Below are 14,456 nucleotides of genomic sequence, written 5' to 3' on the forward strand. Positions count from 1 at the left end.
GGGTGCGCACGGTCCTGGTCACCGGCCCCGGCGGCGGGGGAGCGGGCACCGTCGCCGCCGCGACCGCCCTGGCCGCCGCCCGGTCCGGGCGGCGCACCCTGCTGATCACCGGCACTGCGGTCCCCGGCTTCCCCGCCACCCCGGAACCCGCACCGGCCGCCGAACACCTCGACCATGTCGTCACCGACTCCGGCGCGCACCTGCGCGACGAACTCCTCGCCCTCCAGGAACGCGCCTCCGGCGTCCTCGACCTGCTCGGCGCGGGCCGGCTCGACGCCGAGGAGATGACCGGCCTGCCGGGCGGCGACCGCTTCGCCCTGCTGCACTGCCTGCACCGCGCCGCAGTCGGCGACTGGGCCGGCTACGACACCCTCGTCGTCGCCCTGCCCCCGCTGCCCGACGCCGTCGCGCTGCTCGCCCTCCCCGCGCACCTGCGCCGCCTGCTGCGCAGGCTGCTGCCCGAGGAGCGGCTCGCCGCCCGCGCCCTGCGCCCGGTCCTCGCCCAGCTCGCCGGCGTTCCCGCGCCCGCCCGGTGGCTGTACGACGCCGCCGCCCGCAAGGACGCCGAACTGGCCGCCGTCCAGGGCCTGCTGGCGGACCGGGCCACCACCGTCCGGCTCGTCGCCGAACCCGGCCCCGCCGCCGACGACGACCTGCGCGACGCCCGTACCGGACTCGCCCTGCACGGGGTGACGGTCGACGCCCTGCTGGCCGCCCGGGTACTGCCCCGGCACTCCGCCGACCCCTGGTTCGCCGCGCTCGCCGCCGGACAGGGCAAGAGCCTCGACCGGTGGCGCACCGAGTGGACCGGCACCCCCCTGCACGAGGTGCCGCACCTCGGACGCGACCCGCGCACCCCCGACGACCTGGAACTCCTCGGCGTCCCCGCCCCCGACGACCGGGAACCCGGCCCCGCCGGACCGCCCTGGTGGATCGAGGAGAGCGGCCCGGACGCCGCCGGGAGCCCCGGCGGCCCGGTCTGGTGCCTGCCGCTGCCCGGCGCGGTCAAGGCGGACCTGCGGCTCGTCCGCCGGGGCGACGAACTGCTGCTGACGGCCGGCCGCCACCACCGCGCCGTCACCCTGGAATCGGGCCTGCGCCGCTGCACCGTCTCCGGCGCCGCCCTCACCGACGGCGTCCTGCGGGTGCGGTTCACCCCCGACCCGGCGCTCTGGCCGCGCACTCCCTGAACGGCCCGCCCCCGTTCGGGTAACGTCGGTAGCACGTCACCCTCGTCCAGGAGCCCGCCATGAGTGAAGCCAACGATCGACCCGTCGACGGCGACCCGTGGGCCGACGCCTGCGCCGAGGACCTCGAGGCGGAGAAGGCCCGCCGCCGCGCCCGGTACGGACCGCCGCCCGGCTCCGCCGCCGAGGAACTGCGCAAGCTCATGGACGCGGTGGGCGAGAAGCTCTCCGCGTTCCCGGCGCCGCTGTTCGGCGCGGCCGCCCAGGGCGCCGTCCAGCAGGTCATCCGGCAGGCGAAGTCCGCCGTCGAACCCGTCGTCGAACGCAACCCCGAGATCTTCGACCACCTCGCCGCCGCGGGCGGTGAACTCCTCGCCGCCTACCGCTCGGCCGTCGAGGGCCACGAGACCCGCTGGACCCGGGAGACGGACGCCGCGCGGGGCGGGAAGGGGAGCGGGCGCGCCGCCGACGACCCCGCGGACCCGCGCGACGAAGGGCCCTCCGGGACCGAACGCATCGATCTGGACTGACCGGGAGCCGGAAGCACCGGGCCCCGACTCGGGTACGGTTGACCCCAGCGGGGCTCGACCGGAACTGAGGGATTCATGGGACTCACCATCGGCGTCGATATCGGCGGCACGAAGATCGCGGCTGGAGTGGTCGACGAAGAGGGCCAGATCCTCTCGATGTTCACCGTACCGACCCCGCCCACGGCCGTGGGCATCGTCGACGCCATCTGCTCGGCGGTCGACGGAGCGCGCGAGGGACACGACATCGAGGCCGTCGGCATCGGCGCCGCCGGTTACGTCGACGACAAGAGGGCCACCGTCCTCTTCGCGCCGAACATCGACTGGCGGCACGAACCGCTCAAGGACAAGGTCGAACAGCGCGTCGGCCTGCCCGTGGTGGTGGAGAACGACGCCAACGCCGCGGCCTGGGGCGAGTACCGCTTCGGCGCCGGCAAGGGCCACGACGACGTCATCTGCATCACGCTCGGCACCGGCCTCGGCGGCGGCATCATCATCGGCAACAAGCTGCGCCGCGGACGCTTCGGCGTGGCCGCCGAGTTCGGCCACATCCGGGTGGTCCCGGACGGCCTGCTCTGCGGCTGCGGCAGTCAGGGCTGCTGGGAGCAGTACGCCTCCGGCCGCGCCCTCGTCCGGTACGCCCGGCAGCGCGCCAACGCCACCCCGGAGAACGCCGAGATCCTGCTGTCGCTCGGCGACGGCACCCCCGAGGGGGTCCAGGGCAAGCACGTCAGCGAGGCCGCCCGGCAGGGCGACCCGGTCGCCATCGACTCGTTCCGCGAGCTGGCCCGCTGGGCCGGCGCCGGACTCGCCGACCTCGCCTCGCTCTTCGACCCGTCCGCCTTCATCGTCGGCGGCGGCGTCTCCGACGAGGGCGAGCTTGTCCTCGACCCCATCCGCAAGTCCTTCCGCCGCTGGCTGATCGGCGGCGAATGGCGTCCGCACGCCCAGGTACTCGCCGCCCAGCTCGGCGGCAAGGCCGGCCTGGTCGGCGCCGCCGACCTGGCCCGCCAGGGCTGATCCGCACCGACGCACCGACGCCCGCCGCGCCCTCCGGGGTGCGGCGGGCGTCCGTCGTAGGGTGGCGCGCATGGTCATGACGCCGCTGCCCGAGTCCCGTACGGAGGCGGACGGTTCGGCCGTCGTCCGGGTGCTCGGCTACAACATCCGCTCGATGCGCGACGACACCGCCGCCCTGGCCCGTGTGGTGCGCGCGTGTGCCCCGGACCTGGTGCTGGTCCAGGAGGCGCCGCGGTTCTTCCGCTGGCGCAAGGCCGCCGCCCGGCTGGCCGCCGCGACCGATCTGGTGATCCTCTCCGGCGGCGCCACCGCCGCCGGGCCGATGCTGCTGTGCTCGCTGCGGGCCGGCGTCGAGCGCACCGAGGACGTCCTGCTGCCGCGCACACCGGGGATGCACCGCAGGGGCTTCGCCACCGCCGTCGTGACGATCGCGGGCACCCGGATCGGGTTGCTGAGCTGCCACCTCGGCCTCGGGCGGGACGAGCGGCCGGTTCAGGCGCGGGCCGCACTGGAACGACTGGAGGCGATGGACGTCCGGCACGTGATCGCGGGCGGCGACCTCAACGAGGGACCGGAGGGGCCGGCCTTCCGGCTGCTCGCCGGACGGCTCCAGGACTGCCGGGCCCACGCACCGTGGGGCGGGGCGGACACCTTCCCGGCCGACGGCCCCCGGCGGCGCATCGACGCGCTCTTCGCCGGTCCGGGCATCGAGGTACTGGGCTGCGGGGTCCCGTCCTCGCTGCCCGGCGTCAGCGGCGACGACCTGCGGGCCGCCACCGACCACCTGCCGGTCCTGGCGGCGCTGCGGGTGCCGGCGGAGTGACGGGCGGACCGGTCGGCGTCCGCGCACGGGCGGTCCGTGCGCGGACGCCGACCGACGGGGCGTCAGACGACCGCGCCCCGGCCCGGATCGCCCATCTCCTCGTCATCGTCGTCGTGCGGCATCCGCGCCACCAGGGTGGCGAACCCGCCGAGGAACCCGCCGATGCAGACCGTCGTCAGCCACCAGGTCATCTCCCAGCCCAGCAGCACCGTGAGGAGCATCAGGACCGGGCCCCCGACGACGCCGAGCCAGGCGAATTTCGCCGTGGCGTCGGCCTCCGGGAGCGGCGGCGGCTCCGGCGGGACGAAGTGGCCCTCGTCGTCCTCGTCCGCCCCGGACGCGCCCTTCGCCTTGGCTCCGCCCTTCGCCTTCCCCGCGACGGCTTCGTCCGTCTCCGGCTCGTCGAGGGTGTAGTCCCGGGGGCCGACGCCCGGTGCGAAGACGACGGAGCTGCCGAGCGCCGCCTTGTCGGCGTTCCGCCCGGCCGCGTCGGCATCGTCCCGGTCGGGCTCGATCACGTTGATCTGGTTCTCGTCGGGGAGGTACAGGTCCTCGATCGGCTTGAAGGGCTTGGCGCCCGGCGGGTCCGGCGGCTCGTCCCCGTACCCGGCGACGATCGCGGCCCACGCCGCGTCCTCGTCGAGCGGCAGCGGCTCGGCGGGCGCGGCCGGGGTCTCGGGGGCGGCGGCCTCGGGGGCGGCGGCCTCCGGCTCCCCGGCGGGGACGACGGTCTCCGCGGCGGGCAGGGCGGTCTCCGCAGCGGGTACGGGGGTCTCCAAGGCGGAGCTCTCCGGGGCGGCGCTTGCCGGAGCGGCCGCGGGCCCCTCCGTCGGCAGCGGCTCGCGCCCCTCGTCGCCGCCCGTGCGTTCCGCGTCGTGCTCAGTCACCGGACCTGCTCCCCTTCTCCGTGACACCGGGTGCGAGCCGCTCGACGAACCGGACGCTCCGGTCGAAGACAAGCCCCGCATCGTGGTCCAACGTCGCGACGTGGTAGCTCTGTTCCAGCAGGACCTCCTCGACGTCCCTGGAGGAGATCCGGCTCAGGACGCGCGCCGAGTCGGCGGGCGGCACCACGTGGTCCTGCGGGCTGTGCAGCAGCAGCACCGGCTGCGTCACCTGCGGCAGTTCGGCGTCGACCAGCCGGAAGAAGTTCCGCAGCGAGTGGGCCGCGTGCAGCGGCACCCGGTGGTACCCGACCTCCTCCGAGCCCTCCAGCGCGATGTCGGAGACCACGCCCTTCGTCGTGCGCACCAGGTGGCGGGCGACCGGCAGCGCGTGCGCGGACAGGCCGTGCACCTTGTTGGCCGGGTTCACCAGCACCAGGCCCGCCACGTCGTGCCCGTGCCGGGCCGCGAGCCGCAGGGCCAGCGCGCCGCCCATCGACAGCCCGAAGACGAACACGGTGTCGCAGGAGTCGCGCAGCACCCGCAGTTCCCGGTCGACCTCGGCGTACCAGTCCTGCCAGCCGGTGACCGCCATGTCCTCCCAGCGGGTGCCGTGGCCGGGCAGCAGCGGCAGCGAGACGGTCAGCCCGCGGGCGGCCAGGTGGTCGGCCCAGGGGCGCAGCGACTGGGGTGTTCCGGTGAATCCGTGACAGAGGAGGACGCCGGCCTCTCCGCCCTGGTGGCGGAACGGCTCGGCTCCGGGAAGGACCGGCACCGCGGTCTCCTGTTCGTGAGGCTGGACGACGGCTGGACGACGGGCTGGAAGGGGTCGGGAAGGGGCGGGCGACGGGACGGCGGGCACGGGAGCGGCCGGGGTGGCCGGACGCCGCGGGTGGGACGAGTCCGGAGAGGCGCGGAGAGCGCCGGAGGCTTGTTCGGGGAGCGCGCGGGCACCTGCGAAAGGGATGACTTCACCGTACGCGACCGGGCCGACACCGACCAGGGCCGTCCCGCATCCCGGCCCCCGTCGCACGGCCCGTGCCGCGGGGCGGCGGACAGGACGGACCAGTGCGGTCCGACGGCACACAGGAGGCCCGGGTTGATCTACGGAGCGACGAAACTCGTCCTCGGCTCCACGCTGAAGGCCGCCTTCCGGCCGTGGGTGGAAGGGCTGGAGAACGTTCCGGCCACCGGCCCGGCGATTTTGGCCGGCAACCACCTCTCGTTCTCGGACTCCTTCTTCCTGCCGGCGGTGCTCGACCGCAAGGTCGTCTTCATCGCCAAGGACGAGTACTTCACCTCGCCCGGGGTGAGGGGCCGGCTGACGGCGGCCTTCTTCAAGGGCATCGGCCAACTGCCGGTGGACCGGTCCGGGGCGCGCGGCGCGGGGGAGGCCGCGGTCCGGGCGGGCGTCAAGGTGCTGGAGGAGGGCGGCCTGTTCGGCATCTATCCCGAGGGCACCCGCTCCCCGGACGGCCGCCTCTACCGGGGCAAGCCGGGCGGTCTCGCCCGGATCGCGCTGGCCACCGGCGCCCCGGTGATCCCGGTCGCCATGATCGGCACCGACAAGATCCAGCCGCCGGGCCGGGTGGTGCCCAAGCTGATGCGTCCGGGCATCCGGATCGGCCGCCCGCTGGACTTCCGCCGCTACGAGGGCATGGACCAGGACCGCTTCATCCAGCGTTCGCTCACCGACGAGGTGATGTACGAGCTGATGAAGCTGTCCGGCCAGGAGTACGTGGACGTCTACGCCACCGCCGCCAAGCGCCGGATCGCGGAAGAGGCGCGGAGAGCGGCGGAGGCGGGCGGCGCGGCGGAGTCCTGGAGCGGGACGGGGACGGGCAGCGGGGCGGAGGCCCGCGAGACCGGCCCGTCCGCACCGGCCGCCGGATAGGGGCCCCGCCCGCGCCGGCCCTCGCCCGCGCCGGTCCTCCGCCCGCGCCCGGCCCCGTCCGCGCCGGCCACCGGACAGGGCCGCGCGCCCGGCCCCCGTCCGGGTCCGCTCCACCGCTCACCCGACGGTCCCGGGTACACCGCCCGGCGGTCCGGGGCACGCCGGAGCGGAACGTTCCGCGTGCGGCGCGCGTCGTTGCGGGGGGAGCCGTGCGACGGCGGCCCGCCCCCGGAGCCGTAGGCTGCCGGGTGGAGCGGCCGGGCCGGGCGGCCCGGACCGGAGGTGGGGGAGATGGCGGCACGCGAACGCGTCGTACGCATGTCGGTGGAGCAGCCGATGTGGCGGGCGCTGTCGGCGTACCGCGTGCTCACCGTGGGGTACGCCCTGCTGCTGGCGGGCTTCGGCCGCGGCGAGTACGAACGCCCCTGGGTGGCCGCCGCGTTCCTCGGCTTCCTGACCCTCTGGACCCTGGCCACCCTGCCCCGGGTGGCCTCCGCCGCGAGCTGCACCCGGCGCTTCCTCGGCGCGGACCTGGTGGTCGCGCTCACCGGGATACTGCTGACCCCGGTCGCCGACCTCGACGCCCGGCACATGGACGGCTCGACCCTCCCGTCGATCTGGACGGCGGGCGCGGTGCTCGCCTGGGCGCTCAAGGGCGGCTGGCGGTGGGCGGCGTTCGCGTCGACCTTCGTCGCCGTCGCCAACATCGTCGAGCGCGGCGAGGCCAGCCGCGACACCTTCCACAACGTGCTGCTGGTCTGGCTCGCCTCCATCGCCATCGGGTACGTCGTCGAGGTCGCGCGGGCCAGTGAACGCACCCTGGCCCGCGCCCTGGAGATCGAGGCCGCCACCCGGGAGCGCGAGCGGCTCGCCCGCGACATCCACGACGGCGTCCTCCAGGTGCTGGCCATGGTGCAGCGCCGGGGGAACGCGCTCGGCGGCGAGGCCGCGGAGCTGGGCCGGCTGGCGGGGGAGCAGGAGATCGCGCTGCGCACCCTGGTCTCCAGCGGTCTGGTGCCGCCCACCCGCGTCTCGGAGGACGCCTCCCGGGGCGCGGTGGTCCGCGTCGTGGAGGTCGGTCCCGAGCCCGGCGGGGACGAGGACGGCGCGGGAGAGTGCGACCTGCGGGCGCTGCTCGCCCCGCACGCCGGGCCCCGGACCAGCTTCGCCGGGCCCGGCACCCCGGTGCCGCTGCCCTCGGCGGCGGCGCGGGAGATCGCCGCGGCGGTCGGAGCGGCCCTGGACAACGTCCGGGCGCACGCCGGACCGGACGCGCGGGCCTGGATCCTGGTCGAGGACGAGCCCGACGAGGTCGTCGTGACGGTCCGGGACGACGGGCCCGGCATCCCGGAGGGGCGGCTCGCCCAGGCCGAGGGCGAGGGCCGGCTCGGCGTCGCGCTCTCCATCCGGGGGCGGCTGCGCGATCTCGGCGGGACGGCGGAGTGGGTGTCGGTGCCCGGACAGGGCACCGAGGTGGAGTTGAAGGTTCCGAAGGCACGGCGGGGGAAGGCAGGATCGGCACGATGAGTACGCACGAGCAGGCACAGGAGACCGGCCGTCCGCCGGTGCGGGTGATGGTGGTGGACGACCACCCGATGTGGCGGGACGCGGTCGCCCGCGACCTGGCGGAATCCGGCTTCGACGTGGTGGCGACGGCGGGCGACGGCCCGCAGGCGGTGCGCCGGGCCAAGGCCGTCCACCCGGACGTGCTGGTCCTCGATCTGAATCTGCCCGGCATGCCCGGCGCCCAGGTCTGCAAGGAACTGGTGGGGCTGCTGCCGGGCCTGCGCGTCCTGGTGCTCTCCGCCAGCGGTGAGCACGCCGACGTCCTGGAGGCGGTGAAGTCCGGGGCCACCGGCTACCTGCTGAAGTCGGCCAGCACGCAGGAGCTGACCGAGGCCGTACGCTCCACCGCCGTCGGCGACCCCGTCTTCACCCCCGGACTGGCCGGGCTGGTCCTCGGGGAGTACCGACGGCTGGCCTCCGACCCGGCGCCGGCCGCCCCGGACGAGCCGAAGGCGCCGCGCCTCACCGACCGGGAGACCGAGGTGCTGCGGCTGGTCGCCAAGGGGCTGTCGTACAAGCAGATCGCGGAGCGGCTGGTCATCTCGCACCGCACGGTCCAGAACCATGTACAGAACACCCTCGGGAAACTGCAGCTGCACAACCGGGTGGAGCTCGTCCGGTACGCCATCGAACGGGGTCTGGACGACGTCTGAGGGGTGCCCGGACAGGGGCCGTCCGCCGGTGCGGCGGGCGACTTTCCGCCCAGCATAGAACCGGACATAGCGGTGTAATGTTCGCTTCGATCGACCCGCAGCAGCAAGGCTCGACCCGATGGGAGCAGTCGTGGAAATCTTGGCGTTCGGGGTCCAGGCGGACGAGAAGCCGCTGATCGAGAAGGCGTTCTCGGGCAAGCACCGGGTGCGGTGCCTCGACGTCTTCCTCAACCGGGACACCGCCCCCATCGCCGCCGGCTACGAGGTGGTGCTGACCAGTGTCAACGCCGACCTGAGCGGCCCGGTGCTGCAGACCCTGGCGGCCGGCGGCACCCAGCTGATCGCCCAGCGCTCCACCGGCTTCAACAACATCGACCTGGACGTGGCCGAGCGGCTCGCCCTGCGGGTCGCCCGGGTCTCCTCCTACTCCCCCTACTCCGTCGCCGAGTTCGCCTGGACCCTGGCCATGGCGGTCAACCGCCGGGTCATCCGGGCGGCCGGCCGCACCCGGGACTTCGACTTCCGGCTCGACGGCCTGCTCGGCCGGGACATGCACGGCCGCACGGTCGGCGTCCTCGGCACCGGCAAGATCGGCGAGGCCTTCACCCGGATCGCCCACGGCTTCGGCATGAAGCTGCTCGGCTGGGACGTCGCGCAGAACCCCGCCTGCCTCGAACTCGGCATGGAGTACGTGGAGAAGGAGCGGCTGTTCGCCGAGGCGGACCTGGTCAGCCTGCACGTGCCGCTGCTGCCCTCGACCCAGCACATCATCGACAAGGACGCGCTGGCCGCGATGAAGGACGACGCGATCCTGGTGAACTCCAGCCGCGGCGGCCTGATCGACACGAGCGCCCTCGTCCAGGAGCTGCGGGCCGGCCGCTTCCTCGGCGTCGGACTCGACGTCTACGAGGCCGAGGCGGGTCTCTTCTTCCTGGACAAGTCGCTGGAGGTCGTGGACGACGACACCCTCGCCCGGCTGGTGACCTTCCCGAACGTCATCGTCACCTCCCACCAGGCGTACTACACCGAGGACGCGGTCGGGCAGATCATCGCGGCGACCGTGCGCAACGTCGACGACTGGCAGGCCGGCCGCCGGAGCGAGAACGTCCTGGTCCCGGCGGCCCAACGGGGCTGACCGGCGGCCGGGGGCCGGGACCGCGTCCCGGCATCCCCGTCCCGGCGCCCCGCTCCCCGGCCGCACGGCCCGCGCGACCCGCTCAGCCCGCCACCGGCAGGGCCGCCAGCAGCTCGGCGACGATCGACGCGCCGTTCAGCGTCAGCACCGACTCCGGGTGGAACTGCACCGAGGCGAAGCCGTCGCCGCGCAGCGCGTGCAGTTCGCCGGTCGCCGCGTCCCGGCTCACCCCGACACCCCGCGCGGCCAGCCGGTCCGCCCCGCCCGCGTCGCAGCGGGCCGTGAAACTGTTGTAGAAGCCGACCGTCTCCGGCCGGCCGAACAGGTCGATCGTGGTCTGCGCCCCCTGGTACGGCACCGCCTTGCGCACCACCTCCAGACCCAGTTCGGCCGCGATCAGCTCATGGCCGAGGCAGACGCCCAGCAGCCCGTGCCGGTGGTCGCGGACCAGCTCGGCCGCGAGCCCGCGCAGCAGCCGCATCTTCGGGTCGGCCGGGTCGCCCGGATTCCCGGGGCCGGGACCCAGCACCACCGGCCCCCGGTGCCCGCGCACCTCGTCCCGCAGCCCCGGCGCGTCGTACCGGCGGACCGTCACCTCCAGCCCCGACATCCGCAGCAGATGCGCCAGCATCGCGGTGAAGGTGTCCTCGCCGTCCACCATCAGCGCGTGCCCGGACAACCGCGCCTCGCGCTCCTGCATCCGCAGCCAGAACGGCGCGAGACCCCCGCGCCGCCCGTCCAGCGCGGCCCGGACCCGGGGGTCGGCGGCCAGCGCGGGCCCGGTCCGCTCCCCGGGCCGGCGGCCCGGCCGCACCCCGAGCGCCGCCAGCACCCCGGCCGCCTTCGCGTGCGTCTCGGCGACCTCGCTCAGCGGGTCCGAGTGGCGCACCAGGGTCGCGCCGACCGCCACCGCGAGCCGCCCGGCGGCCGAGATGTCGGCGGTCCGGATGAGGATCGGCGAGTCGAGGGTCTGCGCGCCGCTCGCGTCCCGGCCCAGCAGGGCCAGCGCGCCCGCGTAGTAGCCGCGCCCGCCGTCCTCGTACCGCTCGATGACGCGGCAGGCGTTCTGGACGGGGGAGCCGGTGACCGTCGCGGCGAACATCGTCTCCCGCAGCACCTCCCGCACGTCGAGCGAGGACCGCCCGCGCAGTTCGTACTCGGTGTGCGCGAGGTGCGCCATCTCCTTCAGCCGGGGGCCGATCACCACGCCGCCCCGGTCGCCGACGGTGCACATCATCTTCAGTTCCTCGTCGACCACCATGGAGAGCTCCTCGGTCTCCTTGCGGTCGCCGAGGAACGCCAGCAGGCTCTCTGCGGTCGGGCCCCCGGCGGGATAGCGGTAGGTGCCGCTGATCGGGTTCATCACCACCGTGCCGCCGGACATCCGCACGTGCACCTCCGGGCTGGCGCCCACCAGCGTCCGGCCGCCGGCGCCGGTGTGCACGACGAACGTCCAGTACGCGCCCCGCTCGCCGTCCAGCAGTCTCCGGAACAGGGCCAGCGCGTCTCCCCGGCGAAAGCCGGGGATCTCGCCCCGGAAGGTGCGGCGGACCACGAAGTTGGCGCCCTCGCCGGTGCCGATCTCGTCCGTGATCACCCGCTCGACGGTCCGCGCGTACGTCTCGTCGGGGACGTCGAACGCGCCGCCCTCGACCGTCACCTCGTGCGTGGGCAGCGCGGCCAGCACCTCGTCCAGCGGCAGCGCGTGGAACTCGTCGGCCTCCAGCACCGCCAGCGGCGTGCCGTCGTCGCGGACGTCGAATCCGCGCTCGGCGATCTGGCGGAACGGCACCAGGGCCAGCGAGGGCCGCTCGCGCACCGGCAGGTCGGCGAGGAGCCCCACCTCCCGGACGCCGCCGATCAGCACCTCGACGGTGTCGTGATCGTGGCCGGGGGCGCGCCGCCGCAGCAGGGCGAAGGGCGGGCAGTCGTCCCGCAGCAGCCGCGCCACCAGCGCTCGGGCGGTGGGCGTACGGGGGGCGGGGGACGTGAGATCGGTCATGCGGAACGGGGTCCTCTCGGGAGGAGGAACGGCTCCGGAAACGCAGAGAAGGCCGCCCCTCGGGCGGCCTTCGCGATGTCTGTACGCGCGATGATTCAGCGGGCCGCCGGATGAGCGGTCCACCACCAGTTCTGGGTCGTCTGCGCGAACATGGGGACGACTGTAGCGGATCGCCGCGCGTCCCGGACCGATGCCGGGAGCCGTTTTCCGGACCGCCGCATCCGGCATCCGAGCGCGCGTCTCAACCTTTGAGCGCACGGAAGGACGCTTCCCGTGACCCCGTAGTGTGGTGTGCGTGACCGTGAACGCCCATACCCCCGTCGCCGGTGGCAACACCTGGCGAGACCTGCCCGCGGCGCAGCAGCCCGAGTACCCCGACTCCGAGGCCCTGCGCGACGTACTCGCGGACCTCGCGTCGTATCCTCCGCTCGTCTTCGCCGGCGAGTGCGACCAACTGCGCGCCCGGCTGGGAGCCGTCGCCAAGGGCGAGGCGTTCCTGCTCCAGGGCGGCGACTGCGCCGAGGCCTTCGACGCCGTGTCCGCCGACCACATCCGCGCCAAGCTCAAGACGCTCCTGCAGATGAGCGCCGTCCTGACGTACGCGGCCTCCGTGCCGGTCGTCAAGGTGGGCCGGATCGCCGGTCAGTACAGCAAGCCGCGCTCCAAGCCGACCGAGACCCGCGACGGCGTGACCCTGCCGACGTACCGCGGCGACTCCGTCAACGGCTTCGACTTCACCGAGGCCGCGCGCATCCCGGACCCGCAGCGGCTGAAGCAGATGTACCACGCGTCCGCCTCCACGCTGAACCTCGTCCGCGCCTTCACCACCGGTGGTTACGCCGACCTGCGCCAGGTGCACGCCTGGAACCAGGACTTCGTGAAGTCCTCCCCGTCGGGGCAGCGTTACGAGGCGCTGGCCCGCGAGATCGACAACGCGATGAACTTCATGTCGGCGTGCGGCGTCGACCCGGCCGAGTTCAAGGCGGTGGAGTTCTACGCCTCGCACGAGGGCCTGCTGCTGGACTACGAGTCGTCGCTGACCCGCGTCGACTCGCGCACCGGCGAGCTGTACGACACCTCCGGCCACATGGTCTGGATCGGTGAGCGCACCCGCCAGATGGACGGTGCGCACATCGAGTTCGCCTCGCGGATCCGCAACCCCATCGGGATCAAGCTCGGCCCGACGACCACCGTCGACGAGGCGCTCGGCTACATCGACCGCCTCGACCCCGAGCGCGAGCCGGGCCGGCTGACCTTCATCGCCCGCATGGGTGCCGACAAGGTCCGCGACAAGCTCCCCGACCTCGTCGAGAAGGTCACCGCGTCCGGCGCCCAGGTCGTCTGGATCACCGACCCGATGCACGGCAACACCTTCGAGGCCGCCTCCGGCCACAAGACACGCCGCTTCGACGACATCCTGGACGAGGTCAAGGGCTTCTTCGAGGTCCACAAGGCGCTCGGCACGCACCCGGGCGGCATCCACGTCGAGCTCACCGGTGACGACGTCACCGAGTGCGTGGGCGGCGGCCACGAGATCTTCGTGGACGACCTGCACCAGCGCTACGAGACGGCCTGCGACCCGCGGCTCAACCGCAGCCAGTCGCTGGACCTGGCCTTCCTGGTCGCCGAGATGTACCGGGACCAGTAGGCGCGAGGACGTACCGGCACGTACCGGTGGGGCACGGATCGATGTGATCCGTGCCCCACCGGCCGTAGGGGGGCTTTTCGGTACGCCTGCCCATGGGTAAGGTTAGGGTTACCTCACCGATGACGACCTCGGGTGAGCCGCCCGAACCGTCCTGCCGGAGGTGGATCCGCATGTACGTCTGCTCCTGCTTCGGCATCACCGAGCAGCAGGTCAAGCAGCACGCGGAAGCCGGACTGGGCACCCCCCGGCAGATCGCCTCCGCCTGCAAGGCCGGTACCGACTGCGGTGGCTGCGTGCGGCGCATCCAGGCACTGCTGGGCCGGGGCGACTGCCCGCGGCGGCAGCTGCTGGAGTCCCGCAAGGACCCCGCGGACTCCCTGAGTGGCGCCGAACCGGTCGCCGCACCCGCGACCGCCGTGCCGCCGCTGTCGCCGACCGCCCCGGTGGTCCTGCCCGAAGCCGCCTGACGAGCTTCCGGCAGCCCTCGCAGGGCCTCCCGGCCGTCGCGGATCAGCTCTCCGGCTGCTCGATGAGCTGGGCGATGTACAGCGGCTCCCCGAGCTTCTCCACCAGTTCGAGCTGGGTGTCGAGGTAGTCGATGTGGTGCTCCTCGTCCTCCAGGATCGACTCGAAGATGTTGGCCGAGGTGATGTCGCCCTTGGTGCGCATCACCTCGATGCCGCGCTTCAGCCGGTCGATCGCCTCGACCTCCACCTGGCGGTCCGCCTGGAACATCTCCGTCACCGTCTGGCCCACCCGCACGTGGAAGAGGCGCTGGTAGTTCGGCAGACCGTCGAGGAAGAGAATGCGGTCCGTGAGGATCTCCGCGTGCTTCATCTCGTCGAAGGACTCGGCCCTGGTGTATTTCGCGAGCTTGGTCCAGCCGAAATTCTCCTGCATCTTCGCGTGCAGGAAGTACTGATTGATCGCGGTCAATTCGGCGGTGAGCTGCTCGTTCAGGAACTCGATGACCTCGGGGTCGCCCTGCATCGCAGAGGCTCCTTCCAGCGGTGGGCGGGTGAGATGCGCGCATCTTCGCACCGCCGCGGAGCAAGCGTCCAGTAAGTACATGCTTACTCGGAGTTGTCCGGATCGGATCTCCCCTGGTCACCACCAT

Annotated in this window: 15 protein-coding genes; 10 read left to right on the forward strand and 5 right to left on the reverse strand. The window is 73.7% G+C overall.

Annotated elements, in window-relative coordinates; all coding sequences use genetic code 11:
* Positions 1-2 precede the first annotated feature (2 nt).
* The 4 genes from Q0994_RS08320 to Q0994_RS08335 all read left to right on the forward strand — a co-directional run bounded on the left by Q0994_RS08320 (position 3) and on the right by Q0994_RS08335 (position 3,557).
* Positions 3-1,190: an ArsA-related P-loop ATPase gene (locus tag Q0994_RS08320; RefSeq protein ID WP_299530983.1), complete on the forward strand. Its 1,188-nt coding sequence runs from the start codon at positions 3-5 to the stop codon at positions 1,188-1,190.
* A gap of 59 nt (positions 1,191-1,249) precedes the next feature.
* Positions 1,250-1,717, forward strand: a complete 468-nt coding sequence (locus tag Q0994_RS08325) for a DUF5304 domain-containing protein (protein ID WP_299530985.1) — start codon at positions 1,250-1,252, stop codon at positions 1,715-1,717.
* A gap of 75 nt (positions 1,718-1,792) precedes the next feature.
* A complete protein-coding gene (locus Q0994_RS08330) occupies positions 1,793-2,734 on the forward strand; it encodes an ROK family glucokinase (protein WP_299530987.1) in 942 nt (313 codons plus the stop codon).
* A 70-nt stretch (positions 2,735-2,804) separates the two neighbouring features.
* A complete protein-coding gene (locus Q0994_RS08335) occupies positions 2,805-3,557 on the forward strand; it encodes an endonuclease/exonuclease/phosphatase family protein (RefSeq protein ID WP_299530990.1) in 753 nt (250 codons plus the stop codon).
* A gap of 62 nt (positions 3,558-3,619) precedes the next feature.
* On the opposite strand, the gene Q0994_RS08340 is transcribed toward Q0994_RS08335, so the two are convergent.
* Both Q0994_RS08340 and Q0994_RS08345 read right to left on the reverse strand, forming a co-directional pair.
* Entirely contained in the window at positions 3,620-4,444 is an 825-nt protein-coding gene (locus Q0994_RS08340) for a hypothetical protein (protein ID WP_299530992.1), read from the reverse strand.
* Positions 4,437-5,216: a carboxylesterase gene (locus Q0994_RS08345; RefSeq protein ID WP_299530994.1), complete on the reverse strand. Its 780-nt coding sequence runs from the start codon at positions 5,214-5,216 to the stop codon at positions 4,437-4,439. The genes Q0994_RS08340 and Q0994_RS08345 overlap by 8 nt, the downstream gene beginning before the upstream one ends.
* Before the next feature lie 324 nt (positions 5,217-5,540).
* On the opposite strand from Q0994_RS08345, the gene Q0994_RS08350 reads away from it, so the two are divergent.
* The 4 genes from Q0994_RS08350 to Q0994_RS08365 all read left to right on the forward strand — a co-directional run bounded on the left by Q0994_RS08350 (position 5,541) and on the right by Q0994_RS08365 (position 9,689).
* Positions 5,541-6,335 (forward strand): 1-acyl-sn-glycerol-3-phosphate acyltransferase, encoded by a 795-nt coding sequence (locus Q0994_RS08350; RefSeq protein WP_299530996.1) that lies wholly within the window; start codon positions 5,541-5,543, stop codon positions 6,333-6,335.
* 291 nt (positions 6,336-6,626) lie between these two features.
* A complete protein-coding gene (locus tag Q0994_RS08355; protein WP_299530998.1) occupies positions 6,627-7,862 on the forward strand; it encodes a MacS family sensor histidine kinase in 1,236 nt (411 codons plus the stop codon).
* Positions 7,859-8,554 carry a response regulator transcription factor gene (locus Q0994_RS08360; RefSeq protein ID WP_299531000.1) on the forward strand — a complete coding sequence of 232 codons (696 nt, stop codon included), beginning with the start codon at positions 7,859-7,861 and terminating at the stop codon, positions 8,552-8,554. The genes Q0994_RS08355 and Q0994_RS08360 overlap by 4 nt, the downstream gene beginning before the upstream one ends.
* 130 nt (positions 8,555-8,684) lie before the next feature.
* Positions 8,685-9,689: a 2-hydroxyacid dehydrogenase gene (locus tag Q0994_RS08365; protein ID WP_299531002.1), complete on the forward strand. Its 1,005-nt coding sequence runs from the start codon at positions 8,685-8,687 to the stop codon at positions 9,687-9,689.
* 82 nt (positions 9,690-9,771) lie between these two features.
* On the opposite strand, the gene Q0994_RS08370 is transcribed toward Q0994_RS08365, so the two are convergent.
* Together Q0994_RS08370 and Q0994_RS34140 are read right to left on the reverse strand one after the other, a co-directional pair.
* Complete coding sequence (locus Q0994_RS08370; protein ID WP_299531004.1) at positions 9,772-11,691, reverse strand: anthranilate synthase family protein; 1,920 nt, start codon at positions 11,689-11,691, stop codon at positions 9,772-9,774.
* Positions 11,692-11,786: 95 nt separating this feature from the next.
* A complete protein-coding gene (locus Q0994_RS34140) occupies positions 11,787-11,912 on the reverse strand; it encodes a trp operon leader peptide (RefSeq protein WP_363325536.1) in 126 nt (41 codons plus the stop codon).
* Between the two features lie 74 nt (positions 11,913-11,986).
* Here Q0994_RS34140 and Q0994_RS08375 point away from each other — a divergent pair, with 74 nt between their 5' ends.
* Positions 11,987-13,339 (forward strand): class II 3-deoxy-7-phosphoheptulonate synthase, encoded by a 1,353-nt coding sequence (locus Q0994_RS08375; protein ID WP_299531006.1) that lies wholly within the window; start codon positions 11,987-11,989, stop codon positions 13,337-13,339.
* A 170-nt stretch (positions 13,340-13,509) separates the two neighbouring features.
* Positions 13,510-13,806, forward strand: coding sequence for a bacterioferritin-associated ferredoxin (locus Q0994_RS08380; RefSeq protein ID WP_299531009.1), 297 nt, complete (start codon positions 13,510-13,512; stop codon positions 13,804-13,806).
* 43 nt (positions 13,807-13,849) lie between these two features.
* Here the strand turns inward: Q0994_RS08380 and bfr are convergent, their stop codons facing one another.
* Positions 13,850-14,329: a bacterioferritin gene (gene bfr, locus Q0994_RS08385; RefSeq protein WP_299531011.1), complete on the reverse strand. Its 480-nt coding sequence runs from the start codon at positions 14,327-14,329 to the stop codon at positions 13,850-13,852.
* Positions 14,330-14,456 lie beyond the last annotated feature (127 nt).

Source organism: uncultured Streptomyces sp., assembly GCF_947488945.1.
Lineage (GTDB): Bacteria > Actinomycetota > Actinomycetes > Streptomycetales > Streptomycetaceae > Streptomyces.